Below are 20,656 nucleotides of genomic sequence, written 5' to 3'. Positions count from 1 at the left end.
CAATGCCTGCTAATCGGATTTCTGGGCTTTTGACAGTGCCTGATCCACTGCCTTTAAAAGGACGCCAGAGGTATAGCGGGAATCCGACGAATAGGAAATGTTTTTGGTGGACTGGTTTTTCACGATCTGCTCGGATAAGTGATCCATGGCAGGTTGCATGAGCGGATACATGGTGGCGACGGCTTCGCTTAAAGGAACCAGGCTCACGGAAGTGATTTTACCGGAATCTACGGTGACTGTAACATTGATGTCCTGGTTATTCAGCGTTATGGCGGAGGTATAGACCCCCGGAACATAGTGCACGGCGTCACCAGATGTAGGAACCGAATCCTTTTTCGGGCGGAACATGACTAAAAACAAAGTGATAAGAAGAATTCCAAGGCCAACGAAGATTGCAGTGTAGATGATTTCTTTCATTCGTAATACGACGATTTTTGTTTTTGAGCTCATATAAAAAGCCCTCCGTACAGTTTTGTTATAGTGTATTATTGGGATTTGGGTTTCATGCCTAAGATTTCATTGTTGCCAGGGGAATTCTATGTTAAGATGTTAAGAAAATAGGTGTTTTATTTTACATAAAAATGATCACAAAAAGGAGACAAAGAGACCATGTCCCTTCAGTTTATTTTAGGCGGTTCCGGGTCCGGAAAGACCTACCGCCTTTATACAGAACTTATCCGGATGTCCATGGAGGAGCCGGATACCAGATATATTGCTGTTGTACCCGAACAGTTTACCATGCAGACCCAGAAAGAGATCGTTTCCCTTCATCCCAATCATGGGGTCATGAATATTGATATTGTCAGCTTCAACCGTCTGGCCTACCGGATTTTTGAGGAGCTTGCCATAGAAAATCCCCAGGTTCTTGATGACATGGGAAAATCCATGGTGCTTCGCAAGGTGGCCTCCGGGAAGAAAAAAGAGCTGGTGCTTTATAAAGATCATTTAAGTAAAACCGGTTTTATTTCCCAGTTAAAGTCCATGCTGTCGGAGCTTTACCAGTACGGGGTGACTCCGGACATGCTCACGGAAGCTCTGCCGGACACCATGAGTCCGATGCTGAAGCAGAAGCTTTTGGATATCTCGGTCATGTATCAGGGCTTTAAGGATTATATTAAGGACAAGTACATCACCACGGAGGAGATTCTTGACGTGTTCTGCCGGGTCCTGCCCCAGTCGGAGCTGATCAAAAACAGCGTCATCACTTTGGATGGCTATACCGGATTTACCCCTGTCCAGTACCGGATCTTAAGCCTGTTTCTCCGTTTCTGCAAACGGGTGATTGTAACGGTCACCATTGATCCGTCGGAGAACATGAGCCGTAATATGGGTGTTCAGGAACTGTTTTATATGAGCCGGCAAATGATATGGAAGTTAAAGGATCTGGCGGAGAAGGCCCGTACCTCCAGGGAAGAGGACATTCTTCTTCTAACGCATCCCGCGGTCCGGTTTAAAAAGACGGGGGCAAAGACGGGAAATGCGCTGGATTTCCTGGAACAGAATTTATACCGCTATAAAGGGAAAACCTGCAAAGAGACCGGCTCCATCCGCCTGGTGAAGGCCTTAAACCCGACGGAGGAGATTACCTGTCTGGTCCATTCAATGGAGGAAGCCATACGGAAACAGGGGCTTCGGTACAAGGATATGGCGGTGGTTACGGGAGATCTTGGCAGCTATGCCAATGAAATCATCCATCAGTTCCAGCTAAACGGCATTCCGTATTTTTTGGATGATAAGAAAAGCATTTTAAAAAATCCCATGGTGGAGCTGATCCGGGCGGCCATTGAGATCGTACAGAAGGATTTTTCCTATGAATCCGTATTCCGGTACTTGAGAACAGCCCTTGTCACAAAGAAAGAGGACAAAGAAAAGACGGACCGTCTGGAGAATTATGTCATTGCCATGGGCATCCGGGGATTTAAGCGATGGGATTGTGCATGGGAGGGCTGGTACCGGGGAGCCAGGGAACTGAATCTGGAAGAACTCAATGAATTCAGAGAGCAGATCCTAGCCCCTTTAAGGCGCCTTCGGGAAGCGTTTAGGGAGGAAGCCTCCACGGTAAAATCCATGACAGCGGCGGTGACGGCTCTGCTTATGGAGACTGGGATTGAAGAAAAGCTGCTTGCCTTTGAAGCAGAGTTTCAGGATAGGGGAGAGCTGATTCTGGCAAAGGAATACAGTCAGGTGTATGGGCTTGTTATGGATTTGTTTGACCGCCTTGCCGGACTTTTAGGGGAAGAGCATGTGAGCGGGAAAGAGTATGCGGAGATACTGGATGCCGGTTTTTCTGAAATAAAGGTGGGACTTATCCCTGCTTCTGTGGACCGTGTAGTGGTGGGAGATATTACAAGAACCAGACTTGACCATGTAAAATTATTGTTTTTTGTGGGTGTCAATGACGGGATCGTGCCTGTAAAGAAGGAGAAAAGCAGCTTATTTACGGACAGGGAGCGGGAGTTTTTAGGGAGTCAGGCCATTGAACTGGCCCCCACGGCAAGAGAAGAAGGGTTCCGGCAGAGGTTTTATTTATATCTTGCCCTGACAAAACCGGAACAGGAGCTGATCCTTTCCTATTCTGCCATGGATGGTTCCGGGAAAAGCATGCGTCCCTCCACGCTGATTGGAGAATTAAAAAAGCTGTTTCCAGGTCTCTCCGAGACCATACCTTCAAAGGAACGGGTTCCCCTTTCCATGAGGGAAGCCAGAGAGCTTCTGTCTGACGGGCTGCGGGAATATAAGCAGACGGGGGGAGACGGAAGGTTTTTCGAGCTTTTTAAAGCCTTTCTTCTGTCGGAGCGTCACAGCGAGGAGGGGAGGAGGCTGTTGGAAGCGGCCTTTTATACCTATGAGCAGAAGGGAATCGGTAAAATTGCGGCAAGGGCTTTGTATGGCTCTGTCATAAGCGGCAGTGTGACCCGGATGGAGCAATACGCGTCCTGTGCCTACGCCCATTTCTTAAATTATGGGCTGGAGCTGATGGAACGGCAGGAATATGAGCTTGCAGCCATGGATATTGGTAACTTGTTCCATGACTCCATTGATTTGTGTTTCCAGCGGATAAAAGAGGAAGGGAAGGACTTTAAGTCTCTGACAGAAGAAGAACGGAAGGCTCTGGTTCATGACTGTGTGATCCATGTGACCGAGGATTATGGCAATACCATCTTAAAAAGCTCGGCCAGAAATGCTTATCTGGCCGGTAAGGTGGAACGGATCACGGACCGGACCATGTGGGCGCTGACCGAGCAGCTGAAAAAGGGAGATTTTACTCCGGTAGGATTTGAAGTCTCCTTTTCCGCCTCCGACCATTTAAGGGCCATGCGGATTCCTCTTTCCGGGGACGAGGCCATTCATTTAAGAGGAAGGATCGACCGCATGGATTTATGCGAGGATGAGGAAGCGGTTTATGTAAAGATCATTGATTATAAATCGGGGAAAACGGCCTTTGACCTGACGGCTTTGTACTACGGACTTCAGCTCCAGCTGGTGGTTTACATGGATGCGGCCCTTGAGATGGAAGAGCGGCGGTCGCCGGAAAAGCCGGTGGTACCGGCAGGGATCTTCTATTATAATATCGGTGATCCCCTTGTGGACAAAGAAGGGGAGATGACAGAGGAGGAAATTAACCGGAGGATGTTAAAGCAGCTTCGCATGAACGGATTGGTCAATACGGATCTAAATGCCATAACCCATCTGGACCGTGAGATCGTGACGGAGTCAGATGTGATTCCGGTGGCCATGAAAAACGGAATCATTCAGGAGGCCAGATCCTCTGTGGCCGGCGGGAAGCGGTTTGCTGCCCTGCGGGAGTTTGTCCAGCAAAAATTAAAGAAAGAGGGTAGGGAGATTTTAGACGGAGTAATTGATGTAAGCCCCTATAAACAGGGCAGCCGGAGCGCCTGTGATTATTGTCCCTACCATGCGGTCTGCGGCTTTGACCTAAAGACGGAAGGGTATGGCTACCGCAGATTCAAGGCGTTAAAATCTGAGGAAATCTGGCCGGTGATCGAAGGAGAAGAGGAGGCAAAAGACGATGGCAATTAGCTGGACGGATGAACAAAAGGCAGTCATTGAAAGCAGGAACCGGAACCTGCTGGTTTCAGCGGCAGCAGGAAGCGGAAAAACGGCAGTGCTGGTGGAGCGGATTATCCGCATGATCACCGAGGGCGAAGAGCCTGTAAGGATCGACCAGCTCCTTGTTATGACTTTTACAAAAGCTGCGGCTGATGAGATGCGGGAACGTATCTTAAAAGCGGTGGATGAAAAACTGCTTGAACATCCGGAGAATTCTCATTTACAGATGCAGGCGGCAATGATCCCCTATGCCCAGATCACTACCATTGACAGCTTTTGCCTGGGCCTGATCAGAGAACATTACAACAAGCTGGACATTGACCCGGCTTTCCGGGTGGGAGATGAAGGGGAGCTTATTCTTTTAAGGGCGGATGTGATGAAGGAGATGCTAGAGGAGTTCTATGAATCGGGAGACCCTCTTTTTGAACAGTTCGTGGAAACCTATGCAAGCGGGAAGACGGATCATGGAATCGAAGATTACATCATGCAGGTATACACCTTTTCCCAAAGCAATCCATGGCCGGAGGAATGGCTGGCCCGGTGCAGAGACGAGCTTTCTGCCGGTGATATGGGGCAGATGATGGAGATGGAATGGATGAAATTCCTCATGCGCGATGTAGCCCTTCAGGTTTCAGAATTTATCAGCCAGATTCAGGCGGCGGCAGAGGTCTGTGAAGAGGAAAACGGCCCTCTGGCCTATCTCCCCATGCTGACAAGCGACTTGAACCTTTTAAACCGGATTCTTTCTGCTGAAAATTATGAAGCTCTTAATGAGCAGCTAAAATCAGTATCCTTTGACCGCCTTGCTTCCATAAGAAGCAAGGATATTGATCCGGAGAAAAAGGCATACGTCACGGGAGTCAGAGACCGGGTAAAAAAAGCGGTGGGAAAGCTGTCGGAGCTTTATTGCTTTGAATCCCCTGACGAGGTGTTTTCTGATATTTTGGGCACTAAAGAAGCAGTTACCATGCTCCTTGATCTGGCCGGAGAATATGCAAGGAGATATCAGGAGAAAAAAAAGGAAAGAAATCTGGTGGATTTTAATGATTTAGAGCACTATGCCCTGGAGATCCTTCTGAAAAAGGAAGGGGATAAGAGGATTCCGTCAGATGCAGCCGATGAACTGAGTGCACAGTTTATAGAAATTCTTGTGGATGAATACCAGGACAGCAATGATGTGCAGGAGGCCCTGATCAACAGCATTTCCAGAGAGCGGTTCGGCACTCCCAACGTCTTCATGGTAGGAGATGTGAAGCAGAGTATCTACCAGTTCCGTCTGGCAAGGCCCCAGCTGTTTTTGGATAAATATGAGTCTTATCAGAAAGAAGAAGGAAAGTATCAGAAGATTGAGCTTCATCAGAATTTTAGGAGCAGAGAAGAGGTTTTAAAAAGCATCAATGAGGTATTTTATCAGATCATGACAAAGAACCTTGGAAATATCCGGTATACAAAGGAGGCAGCGCTTCACCCCGGCGCCGTTTTTGCTCCTTTTGAAGGCCGTGCAGGAGAAAAGCCGGAGCTTCTTATGATTCATGCGGAGGGAAATCTGTTAAAGCAGTTAGATGACGATGGAGGGGATTTTACCAGCAGGGAACTGGAGGCAAAGGCCATTGCGGCCAGAATCCGGGAGTTTGTCCATCCGGAAACAGGTCTTTATGTGTGGGACAAAAACTTAAACGGCAAAGGCGGCTACCGAATTGCCGGTTACGGGGATATGGTGATTCTTTTACGAAGCCTAAGCGGCTGGGCAGAGGATTTTGTAAATGTGCTGATGAATGAAGGGATTCCTGCCTATGCGGAGAGAAAAACCGGATACTTTACTGCCGTTGAGGTGGAAATCATTCTTTCCCTTTTAAATATCATCGACAATCCCATGCAGGACATCCCTCTGGCAGCAGTGCTTAAATCTCCCATCGGCCAGGTAACGGATGAGGAGATGGCCCATATGACGGCACGGTTTAAAAAGACATCAAAAAAAGGCCAGGACCGGGGGATTTATGGAGCATGGCAGCAGTATTTAAAGGATTATGAGGGCACACAGGACCCGGATTATCCGGGACTTTATGAAAAACTGGTACGTTTTGCAGATAGGATTGATTCTTACAGGGCCAAAGCCGCCTATCTTTCCATACACGAACTGCTTTATGATCTATATGAAGACACCGGGTATTATGATTATGTCTCCGCCATGCCAGCGGGAGAGGTCCGCAGGGCCAATCTAGCTATGCTGGTGGAAAAAGCCTCCGCTTATGAAAAGACCAGCTATACCGGGCTGTTCCACTTTATCCGATACATTGAGAACCTGAAAAAGTATGATATGGATTTTGGAGAGGCATCTCTGGCCGGAGAAGAGAATACGGTTCGGGTTATGAGTATTCATAAGAGCAAGGGACTGGAGTTTCCTGTGGTATTCCTTGCAGGAATGGGAAAGAAGTTCAACAAGCAGGATGCCTACGGAAAGATTTTAATCGACCCGGATCTGGGAATCGGGACCGATCATCTGGATCTGGAACGGCGCTTAAAGGCACCCACGTTAAAGAAACATGTCTTAAAACGGAAAATGGAGCTGGGCGCCATGGGCGAAGAACTGCGTGTGCTTTATGTGGCAATGACCAGAGCCAAGGAAAAGCTGGTAATGACAGGACTGGACCGGTATCTGGAAAAGAAAATGGACCGGTATGCAGAGGTGTTTCGGGCAAATGGAGAGATTCCATTTACCATTCTCTCGACGGCGGATTCATATCTGGACTGGATGATCATGAGCCTTTCGGGGAAATTCTCACAAATTAAGATCCAGTCCGAGGGGGGGCAGGATACAGGAAGTATGGTGGTCCGCCAGCTTTCCGTTACGGAGCTTGTGGGAAGGGAGGTGGAGCGCCAGGCCGGGAAAAAGCTTACCAAGGAACGTCTGTTATCTCTGGATACAAAACAGGTTTATGATGAAGCATTTGAACGGGAGCTGAAGGCAGCTTTTGAATACCGGTATCCTTATCAGGCCGACATTGGACTTCATACCAAGCTCTCCGTATCGGAATTAAAAAAACAGGGACAGTTTCTGGATGAGGAGGAAAGTGAGTTCCTTCCTACCATTCCTATATTCTTAAAAGAAGAGGGAACAGATGAAAAAGGCCGAGGGGCTTTCCGTGGAACCGCTTATCACCGTATTCTGGAGCTTTTGGACTTTGGCTCTGTCCAAACGGAAGAAGAGCTTCAAGAGGCGGTAGAACGTTTCCGGAAAGAAAAACGTATGGATGAAGAGAGCATTTCATTAATCTCTAAAAAGCTGCTGCTTAATTTCTTAAAATCCCCACTTGGAAAGCGTCTTTCTGAGGCCCAGCGGGAGGGACGGTTGAAAAAGGAACAGCAGTTTGTCATTGGAATACCGGCACGAGAGATGGATATTGGAGATTCCGATGAACTGATATTGATTCAGGGTATCATTGATGCTTATATGGAAGAAGAGGATGGGCTTGTTCTGGTGGATTATAAGACCGACCACATCAAAAAGGGAGAAGAACAGGTGTTGATCGACCGTTACCGGGTACAGATGGAGTACTATACCCGCGCCCTGGAGCAGATGACCGGGAAAAAGGTAAAAGAGGCGGTCATTTATTCCCTGGCTCTCCAAAAGGAAGTGCGGATCAGGGGGTAAAAAATCAACCAGAAAACAAAAGGTTTATATTCTGTGAGAGCAGCATTGACAAAAAGTTATACAATATGGTATAGTCGACCTGTCAGAGGTCACAAAATTTATATAGTATCAGGAATAAAGGAACTTATATAAGCTCATAATTGGTTGAGTGTTTCTACCAGCTACCGGAATAGTTGTCTATAAGTTTTTGCATGGATTATGACGCAGCCCTATGGGCTGTGTTTTGTAGTGCGTGCATAAAAGGAGATAGAGAGAACGGTGGTTTGCAATCTGAACTGCCGTGTTTTATTTTACGGTATGTTGGACAGGAGGTACTATGACTGGTAATAAAAATTTTGTCTTAAAAGGGAACATCTGCTACAGTGAGGATAGGAATCTGTTACGGACCGTGGAACAGGGATATCTGGTTTGTCTGGAAGGAAAGTCGGAAGGGGTATGGAAAGAACTGCCGGAGCAGTTTTTTAATCTTCCGCTGACAGACTGGGGAGATAAAATGATCATTCCAGGTCTTACCGACCTTCATATCCATGCACCCCAGTTTGCGTTCCGGGGGCTTAACATGAATCTGGAGCTTTTGGACTGGCTGAACACCAATACATTTCCGGAGGAAGCCAAGTATAAGGAGCTGGATTACGCAAAAAAAGCCTATCAGATTTTTGCTGATACGATGAAGAAGAGCGGGACTACAAGAGCCTGCATCTTTGCCACCATACACCGTCCGGCTACAGAGCTTTTGATGGATCTGATGGAGGAAACCGGGTTAAAGACCATGGTGGGAAAGGTGAACATGGACCGCAATTCTCCCGATTATTACTGTGAAAACAGTGCGGAAGAGTCAGTACGGGACACGGAGGAATGGTTGGAACATGTGACGAAGGGATATGCAAATGTCAGTCCCATCCTGACTCCCAGATTTATTCCCTCCTGTACGGATGAACTGATGGACCGGCTTTCCAGGCTGCAGAAAAAATACCAGCTTCCTGTCCAGTCCCACTTATCAGAGAACCAGAGTGAGATTGGGTGGGTCAAAGAATTATGTCCGGCGTCCCGGTTTTACGCAGATGCATACGATCAGTTCGGATTGTTTGGCGGAAAGGTGAAAACGGTAATGGCTCACTGCGTTTATTCATCGGAGGAGGAGATTGCTTTGATGAAGAAACGTGGAGTTTTTATTGCCCATTGTCCCCAGTCCAATACAAATCTATCTTCCGGAGTTGCTCCGGTTAGGACGTATCTCGATCAGAAGATGAATCTGGGACTTGGAACCGATGTGGCAGGCGGCAGCGGGGAATCCATTTTCCGGGCCATGGTGGATGCTATTTCTGTATCAAAATTAAGGTGGCGCCTTTTGGATGAAAGCTTGAAGCCGGTGACTTTGGAAGAAGCATTTTATATGGGAACCTTAGGCGGGGGAGCTTTCTTTGGAAAGGTTGGAAGCTTTTTAAAGGGCTATGAGTTTGATGCTCTGATTCTGGATGACAGCAGTCTGCCTCATCCCCAGCCCCTTTCCTTAAAAGAAAGGCTGGAGCGTTTTATTTATCTGTCCGATGACAGACATATCATAGGAAAATTTACAGAAGGAAGCCGGATCTTTTAGAATTAGGTTCCGGCTGTCAGGAGGTACGAAGTATGGCAACAAAAGAAAGGGGAAGTTTTCTGGACAAAACATTCCACTTATCACAGAACCGCACAACCGTAAAGACTGAGGTTATAGCCGGTATCACAACGTTTATGACAACCGCTTATATTCTGGCGGTAAACCCCAGCGTTTTAGGTGCAACAGGCATGGATGCCGGAGCTGTATTTACAGCCACAGCACTGGCTTCTTTATTCGGGACTCTGCTGATTGCATGTCTTGCAAATTACCCGTTTGTACTGGCTCCGGGCATGGGGCTGAATGCGTTTTTTGCATACACGGTAGTATTGAACATGGGTTATACCTGGCAGATGGCTTTGGCCGCTGTATTTTTAGAAGGTATCATCTTTATCGTTCTTTCCCTTACCAGTATCCGGGAGGGGATTTTTAATGCCATTCCCATTACCTTAAAACATGCTGTTTCTGTTGGAATTGGTTTGTTTATTGCCTTTATCGGTATGCAGAATGCAAAAATTGTTGTGGACAGCTCCACTCTTGTTTCCTTTTATTCATTTAAAGGTTCTTTGACAGATGGTACTTTCCATACGGTGGGCATTACGGTTTTGCTGTCAATTATTGGGATTCTTGTTACAGCCGTACTTGTAGTTAAGAATGTAAAGGGCAATATGCTATGGGGGATATTAATCACCTGGATTCTTGGAATGATCTGTGAGGCGACTGGTCTGTATCAGCCCAATCCGGCGCTTGGCATGTACAGCGTATTTCCAGATTTAAGCTCTGGATTTGGAATTAAAAGCATGGCGCCTACTTTTATGAAGATGGATTTCTCCAGAGTGTTTTCCCTGGACTTTCTGGTGGTCATGTTTGCATTCTTATTCGTTGATTTATTTGATACCCTGGGGACCCTCATTGGAGTTGCATCAAAAGCGGACATGCTTGATAAAGACGGAAAACTTCCCAACGTCAAAGGTTCCCTGCTTTCAGATGCCATTGCAACAACTGCAGGTGCCGTATTTGGAACTTCCACAATTGTTGCTTTCGTGGAAAGTGCGGCAGGTGTAGCGGAGGGCGGAAGAACCGGCCTTACGGCAGTCGTTGCTGCTATTTTATTTGGTCTGTCCCTGTTTTTATCTCCAATCTTTTTGGCGATTCCGTCCTTTGCGACGGCACCGGCCTTAGTAGTGGTAGGTTTCCTCATGCTGACCTCCATTGTAAAGATCAATTTCAATGATTTTACGGAGGCGATTCCGGCTTACATCACCATCATCGCCATGCCGTTTATGTACAGCATTTCCGAAGGAATTTCCATGGGAGTGATTTCCTATGTGTTCATCAATGTGGTAACAGGAAAGAGCAAAGAGAAAAAAATCAGTATTCTCATGTACATCCTGGCAATTTTATTCGTACTGAAATATATACTAATTTAACCGATTTCATCCGGTCAGCCGGGTGACTGATGCTATGGACAACCAGTCCGCATGATAAAAAGGACCGGCGGTGACATCACTTTAAAGGGCGTTATTCTTTCAAAGTGTTGTCTCCGCCGGTCCCTTTTGTTTCCCATTAATTTATAAAGACGATTGCCAGGTTTAAGTATCCGGCAAAGGCGACCCATAGGAGATAGGGAATTTGGAGCAGTGCGGCTGTGGAATCGACCTGAAAAAAAGAACGGATCATTTTAAAGATCGCATACCACAAAAGCAAAAGAACGATAAATGCCAGTAAATAATTCTTCAGTCCAAAGAATATGGGACTCCATATAAAATTAAGAAACAGCTGAACTGCGTACAGCAACAGGGCTTCCCGCTTTTTGGGAGAAGGAGAGGAGGCGATCAGATAGGAACTTATGCCCATAAGTATGTATAAAATAGTCCACACCAATGGAAATACCCAGCCAGGAGGGGATAAGGGCGGCCGGTTTAAGGAGCTGTACATATTCATGCCGTTTCTGGAAAGAAACCCTGAAATCGCGCCGACAATCAAAGGAAATAGGATATAGGCCAATAGCTTTTTTCTGTTTGCAGACATAGGCGGTCTCCTGTATCAGTAATTAATACTATATATTCGGCAAATAAAAAAATATCCCTTTGATAAGGGAATCCGGTAAGCTTGCCATAAATAATATTTGATCTTGAAGTGAGGAATTTTGTTTCAGTCCCCATCTTATAATAGGATAGAGACGGATTGAATTTTCATGATATGGAGGTAATGAAATGTTAAGAGAAGTAAATCTTTTAGATGTGCCGGTAAATCCTGTTACACAAATAGGAAAGGACTGGATGCTTATTTCTGCCGGAAATGAAAACAGTTTTAATATGATGACCGCCAGCTGGGGAGGAATCGGAGTGATGTGGGGCAAAAATGTATCCACCATTGTACTTCGCCCTCAAAGGTATACCCTGGAATTTGTGGACCGGGAAGATTATTATGCACTCAATTTTTTTGATGAGAAGTACCGTTCGGCCCTTTCCTACTGCGGTGCCAATTCCGGCCGGGAAGTGGATAAGGCGAAAGAATCCGGGCTTACTCCGTTCTTTGATGGAGATGCTCCCTATTTTTCAGAGGCAAAGCTTGTGCTCATATGCAAAAAGCTTTATAAGCAGAGCGTTGATCCTGCCGGGTTTATAGATAAATCCCTGGATTTTAAACTTTATCCGGAAAAAGACTATCATCAGTGCTTTGTAGGGGAAATCGTAAAAGTATTAAAAGCTGATTAAGGGCTGTACGGGATAAAAAACATGCCTGTTTTTACTTACAAACGGTTATTTTTTACATAATGCTCCTTTTTCTCAAAATATCGTATATATTGAAATTAAAATCCGGTGCGGACTTCTTCTGGATAACAGATGCTCCTGGAATGCCTGCTTTTTCCAATAAAAGAAGCAGGCTTCTAAGGAGCCTGCACAATTTTAAGGGATTATTCAATGATATAATTTATTTTGAGAGAGGTATTACATATGAGTGATAAGTTTGAGGTGGTTGAAGGGGTTACATTAAAATGCTCCATGGGAAGCTGCGGGTGCTGCTTAAAGGTTCCGGTCAGTCATGGTGCGGTTATTGGGGACAAAAATCAGGCTTCCGTCATGGATTACAAGCCTGGAATCAATTTCACCTGTTTTGGTACATGCAGTCGGATGACTCCCCCTCAGCCATGTGTTCCTGTGGTTTTGATTCCATGGCTGATCAAAGATATGGATCATAAAATCAATGGGGAACCGGTGCTTTATAGTAACAGTGTCTTATCCTGTTTATGCGGAGGGGTCATACGGATCGAACCGTTCTAGGCCCCCCTGGATTTCCTTCTAATTGATCCAAAGATCTACGGTTCTTAGTGAAAACGCAGGACACAGTATTCCGGAGCATCAGAAACGTTTAAATGATGCTCCGCAACGGAATACTACAGATCCTGTCAATGAGAGCCAAAATGCAAAATTCTATAATTTCTCTGCCCAGTCAACGAACGTCGAATTGAAAATTTTAACCTTTGATAAATTTTAATATCTTCTTTGGTTCTGCGTGGGGGTTTAAGAAAAGGATACGCTCTGATATTTTTTCAATGGCCTCCTTTGTTTCTACCATGTCAGCTTTTTCTAACACATCCTCCCCCCAAAAACTTTCGATGGTACAAAAAACGGTGGATGACCAGCCGTATTCTTCCCCCTTTTGGTTTATTTTCTGCTGCCTGCCGCACATGGTCAAAAACATTTTTGTCTGCAATTCCACCAATCCCCGTTCAAATTGAGACTTGTCTTCTTTGCTGAAACCAGCAAGTTCCTTAATGGAATGCAAAGGCAGCGTTCCGTGTTCTAAAACGGTTTTGTAAATCCGTTTTGCCTGATGGCTGATGGCCCCGTTTGCGTATTCCTCTTCCAGCGTCCGGTTTCCTCTTCGGACAGCCATAAAATATGGAATCCAGTCTTTGGTCATATAACCGCTCTTTTTAAAGAACAGTTTGGCATAAGCAATGTCCTTACGCTCCTCCAAAACCCTGATCCGCCATTCCCACGGGTCGGTATCCGGGTCCCCGGTATGCCAGCGGACCGGTGTATCATAAGGAGGTTCCTGGTTCCAGTTCCAGGGGATGACCGAATAAATTCCTTCGCTGTTTCCTCCTCCCATAGAAAAGCCGGTCTCCAACAGGGTTTCTACAAAATCATCATAACTTTTTATTTGTTTCTGTATCATTGATGTGTCCTCCTTTTATAAAAATCCTGTCACAGAAAACAAGACAACAGCATGTCCTGTTTCCGATTACTTCTAACTATTTCTCCAATCTGCCAGTCTCCGTCAAATTCCACCACCTTCATACGTTCAGCGCTTCATTTCATGAATTGCTTCCATTATATCATAGAAATAAAGCGTGTATATGCCGGAATCTAAGGGGATTTTTCAACCGCCCATTCTGATGTCGAAGATAAAACGGTGATTCGGTATGCAAGTGTGCAAATTTTGGCACTCAAAGTGTATAATTTTAGCACTTGGGTTGAAATATGTCGAATTTCATTATATGCTGAAAAAGTTAAAAATATTGGAAATTGTAACAAAATTTATGCTATTATCCATATAGTAGGGGGTGAGGCCATGTTGGAAATTGGTGTGTGCGATGATGACCGTCTGCTGCTGTTGGAAATGAAAAAATATCTGCAGGAATTGGGAGATGAAACCGGATTGAATTTAGAGGTTGAGGCCTATGCAGATGGGGATGAGATCGTTAAAGCAGTAATGAAAGGAAAGCGTTTTGATATCATTTACATGGATATTGAGATGCCCAATTTAAGCGGTATAGCAGCAGCAAAGAAGATTCGTGAAATGGATCGTACCGTACAGATGGTTTTTGTAACATCTTATGAAAGTTATATGAAGGAAGCGTTTTTAGCTGCGCCCATTGGGTTTCTTGTAAAACCCATCAGGAAGAATGAATTTACCGATACATTCAATCACATATTAAAAATGATCGGAACGCAAGACCAGTATTACCGGTTTCGTTATGACCGGTCGGATTATAAGGTGCAGCTGAAAGAAGTAATTTATTTTGAAAGCAAGGGACGGATGACAGAGATCATCTGCGACAGCGGACGTTACAGACTTTATAAGAATCTGGAAGCCATTGAAGAGGAATTAAGGGGACAAAAGCTGCGGTTTGTGCGGATACATAAGTCTTATCTGGTCAGTTACTTGCGGATTTCCAGGTTTTCTGCGGAAATTGTGGAATTAATGGATGGAGTTTGTCTGCCGGTCAGCCGAAGCCGCAAAAAGGAAGTGGAAGTCAATTTATATGAGGCAATGGAGTGGTGTCACATATGAAGGAAGGATTATGGATTGCGGGTAACGTCTGTTTTTCCCTTTTTGGGGTACTGGTTGCCAAGGTATATCTGGATATATTTTTAACCGCAAAAAGCGGTAAAGGGAAGGCAGCAAAATGGCTGCTTTTCTTTTTATGGCAGTTGTACGGCACGATGAGTGATATAAAGTATAATCCTGCATTTTTTATGTTTGGAACGCTGGTAACCATAGGATTTACCGGAATGACAGGATATGCTTCTCCGCTGTGGAAGCGGTGGACCTTTCCTGGCCTTTTAGCCGCTCTCTGGCTGCTTCTTGATATGTTTTTTTCGATTGGAACAAAGCTGTGGGCAGGAGAAGGACAAAACTGGGTGATGGTTTCTTTGTGGCTGTCAAAGTTTGCCCTGCTTGTTCTGATTTTTGGAATTCGGAGCTATATGAAGCGGAAAGGAGCAGGGGATGAGGCTTCTGTGCAGGGGGTCTTTTTTATCATGCCGTTTGTAGCAGCCATGACGGTATATTTTGCCTTTTATATGGCAGCCGAACAGTCTGCTTCCCAAAACGTAGATAATTTACGCTGGCTTTTACTGGGAACAGCAGGAATGATTGTTCTTCACTTGCTGGTTTATCCTGCCTATCTGATGCGGGTCGAGGAAGCCAGAATCAAGCGGAATGAGAGCATGTATGTGAAACAATTGGAATTGTTTCAACAACAAAAGCAACTGGAAGACAAGGAAACCATGGAGCTTCATACAAAGCGTCACGATTTAAAACAAAAGCTGATCTATATCCAGGAACTCGCAAAGCAGAAGGAAAAAGATAAACTGATGGAGGTATTGGATCAGATGATCGGAGAGACGGTGAAAAAAGAGTACCTGGAGGAATGGACCGGGAATCTGGTGGTGGATTCTTTGGTCAACCACCTGTACCGGGAAGCCCATAAAAAGAACATCCGTCTGGATACCAGGATCAGTATTCCTAAAGAATTGGGGATCAAGGATACGGATTTATGCATTCTTATGGGAAATGCCTTTGACAATGCGGTGGAAGCCCTGGAATATGTGGAAGAGGAAAAACGGGCCATGTGGGTCGAGATCAAGTACGAGAGGGGCTGTCTGATTTTCTGTATCCAAAACCGGTATGCGGGAGATATAAAAACAGCAAAGGATGGCAAATTAATCACCAGAAAAAAAGAAGGGGTCCATGGACTTGGAATCGGTTCTATGAGGAAAATAACAGACAAATATAACGGGGTTCTTGCCACGGAAGGAAAAGATGGAGTGTTCACCTTGAAGGCGATTTTATATGAAGCTGAGGGGATATAAATTTAATTGAGATGTGTGATGATAATCATCATGCATCTTAATTTTTGTCTTAATTCAACAAAACGGTTTTAAATTTATGGGTAAAACGTTTAAAAACAACATAAAATTACCAAAACATACATCTAACCCGTTATTTCTTACATGAATGGTTTTTTTGTCATTTTTTGGTGTATATTGGAGTAAGTAAAAAACAGAAACAAAGGTGAGTAAGATCTATGAAGAGATTAAAAAGGATTGTATTTGTACTATTTTGTTTTGTTTTTATTTCCTCCCACCGTGCGCTGGCAGAGGAAATAGCCAGTGAGCAGAACGGTCTTGATGTGACGTTTGTCATGGATTACAGCGGTTCCATGACCGCCAATGACAGAGACCATACGGCTACCGGGATGGTAAAGGCATTTGTGGACACGGTCCACAGTGCGGATATCAAAATCGGATTTGTCGCATACAACGACCGCATCGTATCATCCGCCGCACCGGTTTCTGTGAAAACCCAGGAGGAACGGGATTCCTTAAAAGGACAGATTGATTCTGCCGGTTATTCCGGTAATACGGACATAGGGCTGGGATTGAGCTATGCTTATGGATTGTCCGGGCAGGACAGCGGACGAAAACGCATGATTGTCCTGATCTCCGACGGAGAGACGGATTTAAACGGCTCTACAACCGGAAGAACCAAGGATAATTCCAATTCCGATTTAAAGAACACTGTGGCTGCCTGTCAGTCCCAGGGGATTCCCATTTATACGGTTGCCTTTGGAAAATACGATGGAAACAAAGAAATTTTAAAAGAGATTGCAAAACAGACCAATGCGGAAAGCTATACGGTTGAGAAGCCGGAAACGTTGATTGAAGTCCTTTATGGAATCTTTAATTCCAACATGGCTTACCGGATTCAGGAAATCACCAATGGCATTTACGGGGCAGGAAGCCAGAGCATTCGGGTGAAACTGGATGATGCTTATCTGGATGAGATGGACGTATTAATGATTTCTCCCCAGCAGATCGGAGATACCACCGTTGTCTATGGAGATCAGCAGATAAAGCCGGTGAATCTGGTCCATTATTCGGTAGCAAAGTTATCTGATGTCAAGGAAGACATCGGGGAATTGACGATACAGACCAATACCGTAAAGGACCAGGGCTTAAAGATTTATTTGATCAGCTATCGGGATTTAACCCCGGTTCTTGAGATAGAGACGGCAACAGGAAGGAATAAACCCCTGCCTTACCGGATCTACTTTAAGGATAAGAATGGTACGGTCATAACCGATGAAGCATTTTATAAGAATTTCACTCCTAAAGTAGAACTTTATGCGGACGGACAGTCTGCCAATGGACGTACCGTTTTGGATACAGCTATTGAAGGCGGTGTGATAACCGGAAAAGTGAATTTGACTCAGTCAGGTACATACTACATCGACAGCCGTCTGGATGATGTAATGGAATCCTGTGTATTTCATACCGTGCGGCTGCAGGTAGTAAATACACCTCCTGCAGGAGAACTGCCGGAGCAGTTAGGATTGAATCCATTGAGCAAGGAAAAGAAGCTTACGCTTAATGAATTCTTTAAAGACACCGATGGGGATGGGCTCACCTACTCCTTAGAAAAGAATGAAACAGAAGCAGCAAAAGTCAGTCTGGACAACGGTGTGCTTTCGGTCAAAGCGTTGAAAGCAGGCAGACAGCCCCTGGTTATCAAAGTTTCTGATGGGGAATCAGCCATATCCTACAGCTATAATATTTCTATCATTCCTTTATGGAAAGCATATTGGTGGGCTTTCGCTCTGGCAGCTCTTGCTGCAGGAGCCGTTATCTGGCGGATCTTCCACAAACCAAAACCTGAGCTTGAGGTCATAACAGAAAAAAAAGCACAAAACCGTTTTCAGGGAAAGATGGATGCTTACTTTATTGATCAGCCGGAAGACGAAGAAGAGATTCCGCCGCTTACGTTTCCTATGTATAAAATCAAGGATAACCGGGTCAGTTTTGGCGATTTAATGAAAGATTATCCGGAAGCCTCCAAGGCTTTGGGACTTGACCAGATTTTCCTCATTGCAGATGAAGACAGGCGAATGATATTGTACCATTCTTCCGATGCTTCCATCATGCTGGGAAGTTCTATAGTATGCAAAAAGATCCAGTACAGCGTCAGCTTTGGAGATATCATCTCCATTACCTCACCAGATGGCATTTATGAGCTGGAGATCCACTATATCTCCATGCTTTTGTAGGATATGATAGCTGTTTCAAGCATGTTGTTGTTTACACATCTTATCCATTTAAGGTGATAAGGGTGAATAAATAAAAAGTAAGAAGTAAGAAAGAGGGAGAGCGCCGATGGAAACGATTACACAAACAAACCGGACAATTCTGTTTTCCGAAATTAATCCTGAAAAGCTGAATCTTTTAACGCTGATCGGGGATGTGAGAGGAAAAACCAGCCTGGATGACGACAAAATCAAGGAGATTAATGAAGTACTTCTGGTGGAAAGCTTTGAAGAATTTTTAGAGAAATTTGCACCGGTCGTATATTCCTGGTGTGATGCGAAAACTGGAAGTATTCAGTACAGCCTTATAAAACCGGAGAATATACCGGATAACTGCATTACGGAAATACCTCTCAATGAAATGAATGATTTATTAAACATGCTGATCACCTTACAGGGGGCGAAGGGTTCCCTTGGAGTCGCTAATGTGGACTTTAAATTCAGCAATGTTCTGGACATGATTTCACCAAAAAAAATCATGGAAGATATCCGTCAGGTGCGCCGGGAAATCCAGTATACCTATGGAAAATATATGGAACTTGATGAAGAGGACCCAAAGCGTCTTGATTTCGGGGATAAGCTGAACTATCAGTTTGAACAGGCCAGCCATAATTACAACAATGTATTGGCAATGCTTCCCCTTGCCATTGAAGATATTAAGACCCGTCTGCTGTTAGGAAGCGGAGAATCCGCACAAGGGGGTCAGGAATTCAAAGCGGGCCTTTTAAGCATGGGGGATGACGGAGAATTAAAGATCCTGGAGATGAAGCAGGAAGAAGGAACTCAGCTTGCAGTTGTGGATGACCATATCAACACCAGTCTGGTCCAGACATTCCGGGATGACTATGATGCGCTCAACGAAAATACTTCTGATTATGTGAGGGAGTTGGTAGTAAGAACGTTCTGTCCCCTTACCTCCACGGTAGAAAGCAGTGTGGACCGGGAAGTGGAAGTGAATAATTACAATACATATCTGGAGTTTTATAAGAAAAGCAAGGATGATTTTGTAAAAGCGGTTAAGCCTCTGATTGAAAAAATCCTGGGTGTAAAATCATTCTTTGACCAGTATCAGGTAAAAGAAAAAGGGATGCAGCCAAAGCTTCTTATTACCAATACTCCGTTAGAGATGATGGTAAAATCAAGCAATCTGCCCAGACTTCTTACCTACTTAAATACAACCAACGATAAAAATGAGTTTGAAAATACCCTGTGGTTTGGCATTGTGCCGGATGTGGAATTCAATCAGTCCGGAGGTGGGAAGCTTCAGAGAATGCGTTTTGCAGGAAATCAGAAAGAGAAGAAACCGGGAACCAATACCATGGAAAGCCTGGCAACGTTAATGAATGCCATCTATCCTTACAAGATCACCACCTTCTTCAGTTTTTCCACCGGTGAAGAAAGTACCTTCAGCTATGTGGCGACAGAAGGAATCGGTGTTTTCAAGGATAAATGTGCACCTCTGATGAAAAAGGAATACAGTGAGTTTGTAGTTCCATGCATTCCTAATGTGACCATCATTCCAAAAGATAAATCGGGATTGATTCTGGATAAGCGCATGGTCATTGATGATGATGGAAACGTAGCGCTGTCTGAGGAAAAAGAAGACGTGATGAAGATGTGGATCGAAGGCGTTTATGTTGGTGCTTCTTACGGTGCCGCAGGAATTGCGGCTGCATGGCAGTGTCCGGAATATTTAAAACAGAGATTTAGCAATACCACCATGGAATATCCAGGTGTGCGCTATGACATAGAAGCAGATGATAATGCGCTTTTGGTGACGACCAGCATGACAAAGGAAATTTCCGGGTTTACCAATGCCATTAAAAATTCCATTAACAACACTGGCTTTGGTTTTGTTTTCACCTCTGATAATGCACAGTATAAAGGACGTGAGATCAAGAACATCATGGTTTACAAGGCCAGAAACTTACTGAGCAACGGGACCGAGTTTGAGCCGATTTATAAGACCCTTGTGGTAACTTATATCGAGCGTATGCTGCGTTTTTACAGCGGAGATTTCAAACAGGACAAGATCCTTAAATTCTTCAGCAACAACCCCAACAGCCAGAAGAGCAAATGGGATGCAAACCGCCAGTACGTCAATTCCCTGTTGCAGGACGGCGATGAATTAGACTTTAACATTGATGAGAAGAACGGGATCTGCAATGTTCTTCTGACCTTTAGCAATACAACAAGAAACTTAAAAGTTGAGCTGACCAGAAAAGGACAGACAGCATAAAATGGGTGATGCCCCCAGGATATAATGTGCATCAGGGTGGTGGAGCGTTTGCTCCTGGTAAGAATGAGTTTTGAGATTTTATTCGATAAATGAAAAGCAGATAAACGAAGACATATCTGCTTTTCCCGTTTCTTCTTTATCAATCCACATGCTGGAATTAACCGGATGAGGAAGGGATTTTATGATTAGGGTATCTGCGAGCTGCACTGTCAGCTTATA

The 20,656-nt window shown here is 44.8% G+C and carries 13 protein-coding genes and 1 riboswitch; of the genes, 10 read left to right on the top strand and 3 right to left on the bottom strand.

Annotation, left to right across the window (positions count from 1 at the left end):
* Positions 1-9: 9 nt before the first annotated feature.
* Entirely contained in the window at positions 10-450 is a 441-nt protein-coding gene (locus VIG27_RS12610) for a hypothetical protein (protein ID WP_394522869.1), read from the bottom strand.
* A gap of 159 nt (positions 451-609) precedes the next feature.
* On the opposite strand from VIG27_RS12610, the gene addB reads away from it, so the two are divergent.
* The 4 genes from addB to VIG27_RS12590 all read left to right on the top strand — a co-directional run bounded on the left by addB (position 610) and on the right by VIG27_RS12590 (position 10,747).
* The gene (gene addB / locus VIG27_RS12605; protein WP_394522868.1) at positions 610-4,041 is read left to right on the top strand and encodes a helicase-exonuclease AddAB subunit AddB; all 3,432 of its coding nucleotides are present in this window, start codon (positions 610-612) and stop codon (positions 4,039-4,041) included.
* Complete coding sequence (gene addA / locus VIG27_RS12600) at positions 4,031-7,723, top strand: helicase-exonuclease AddAB subunit AddA (RefSeq protein ID WP_394522867.1); 3,693 nt, start codon at positions 4,031-4,033, stop codon at positions 7,721-7,723. The genes addB and addA overlap by 11 nt, the downstream gene beginning before the upstream one ends.
* A 104-nt stretch (positions 7,724-7,827) precedes the next feature.
* A riboswitch (purine riboswitch) is annotated at positions 7,828-7,923 on the top strand.
* 116 nt (positions 7,924-8,039) lie between these two features.
* Positions 8,040-9,320: an amidohydrolase family protein gene (locus VIG27_RS12595; protein ID WP_394522866.1), complete on the top strand. Its 1,281-nt coding sequence runs from the start codon at positions 8,040-8,042 to the stop codon at positions 9,318-9,320.
* Positions 9,321-9,352: 32 nt separating this feature from the next.
* Complete coding sequence (locus VIG27_RS12590; protein ID WP_394522865.1) at positions 9,353-10,747, top strand: NCS2 family permease; 1,395 nt, start codon at positions 9,353-9,355, stop codon at positions 10,745-10,747.
* Between the two features lie 136 nt (positions 10,748-10,883).
* On the opposite strand, the gene VIG27_RS12585 is transcribed toward VIG27_RS12590, so the two are convergent.
* Positions 10,884-11,348, bottom strand: coding sequence for a TspO/MBR family protein (locus tag VIG27_RS12585; protein ID WP_394522864.1), 465 nt, complete (start codon positions 11,346-11,348; stop codon positions 10,884-10,886).
* A gap of 185 nt (positions 11,349-11,533) precedes the next feature.
* Here VIG27_RS12585 and VIG27_RS12580 point away from each other — a divergent pair, with 185 nt between their 5' ends.
* Positions 11,534-12,037, top strand: a complete 504-nt coding sequence (locus tag VIG27_RS12580; protein WP_394522863.1) for a flavin reductase family protein — start codon at positions 11,534-11,536, stop codon at positions 12,035-12,037.
* Positions 12,038-12,277: 240 nt separating this feature from the next.
* Positions 12,278-12,604, top strand: coding sequence for a DUF4280 domain-containing protein (locus VIG27_RS12575; protein ID WP_394522862.1), 327 nt, complete (start codon positions 12,278-12,280; stop codon positions 12,602-12,604).
* A 193-nt stretch (positions 12,605-12,797) separates the two neighbouring features.
* On the opposite strand, the gene VIG27_RS12570 is transcribed toward VIG27_RS12575, so the two are convergent.
* A complete protein-coding gene (locus VIG27_RS12570) occupies positions 12,798-13,505 on the bottom strand; it encodes a hypothetical protein (protein ID WP_394522861.1) in 708 nt (235 codons plus the stop codon).
* Between the two features lie 396 nt (positions 13,506-13,901).
* Here VIG27_RS12570 and VIG27_RS12565 point away from each other — a divergent pair, with 396 nt between their 5' ends.
* The 4 genes from VIG27_RS12565 to VIG27_RS12550 all read left to right on the top strand — a co-directional run bounded on the left by VIG27_RS12565 (position 13,902) and on the right by VIG27_RS12550 (position 20,437).
* Positions 13,902-14,624 (top strand): LytR/AlgR family response regulator transcription factor, encoded by a 723-nt coding sequence (locus tag VIG27_RS12565; protein ID WP_394522860.1) that lies wholly within the window; start codon positions 13,902-13,904, stop codon positions 14,622-14,624.
* On the top strand, positions 14,621-15,928 hold the full coding sequence (locus tag VIG27_RS12560; protein ID WP_394522859.1) for an ATP-binding protein: 1,308 nt from the start codon (positions 14,621-14,623) through the stop codon (positions 15,926-15,928). The genes VIG27_RS12565 and VIG27_RS12560 overlap by 4 nt, the downstream gene beginning before the upstream one ends.
* A 215-nt stretch (positions 15,929-16,143) precedes the next feature.
* Positions 16,144-18,162: a vWA domain-containing protein gene (locus VIG27_RS12555; protein ID WP_394522858.1), complete on the top strand. Its 2,019-nt coding sequence runs from the start codon at positions 16,144-16,146 to the stop codon at positions 18,160-18,162.
* 106 nt (positions 18,163-18,268) lie between these two features.
* Positions 18,269-20,437: a transcriptional regulator gene (locus VIG27_RS12550; protein WP_394522857.1), complete on the top strand. Its 2,169-nt coding sequence runs from the start codon at positions 18,269-18,271 to the stop codon at positions 20,435-20,437.
* Positions 20,438-20,656 lie beyond the last annotated feature (219 nt).

This window comes from Lacrimispora sinapis, from assembly GCF_043633585.1.
In the GTDB taxonomy this organism is placed as follows: Bacteria; Bacillota; Clostridia; order Lachnospirales; family Lachnospiraceae; genus Lacrimispora; species Lacrimispora sinapis.
Note: the sequence above shows the minus strand (reverse complement) of the source record. Positions and strands in the feature narration are given on the sequence as shown.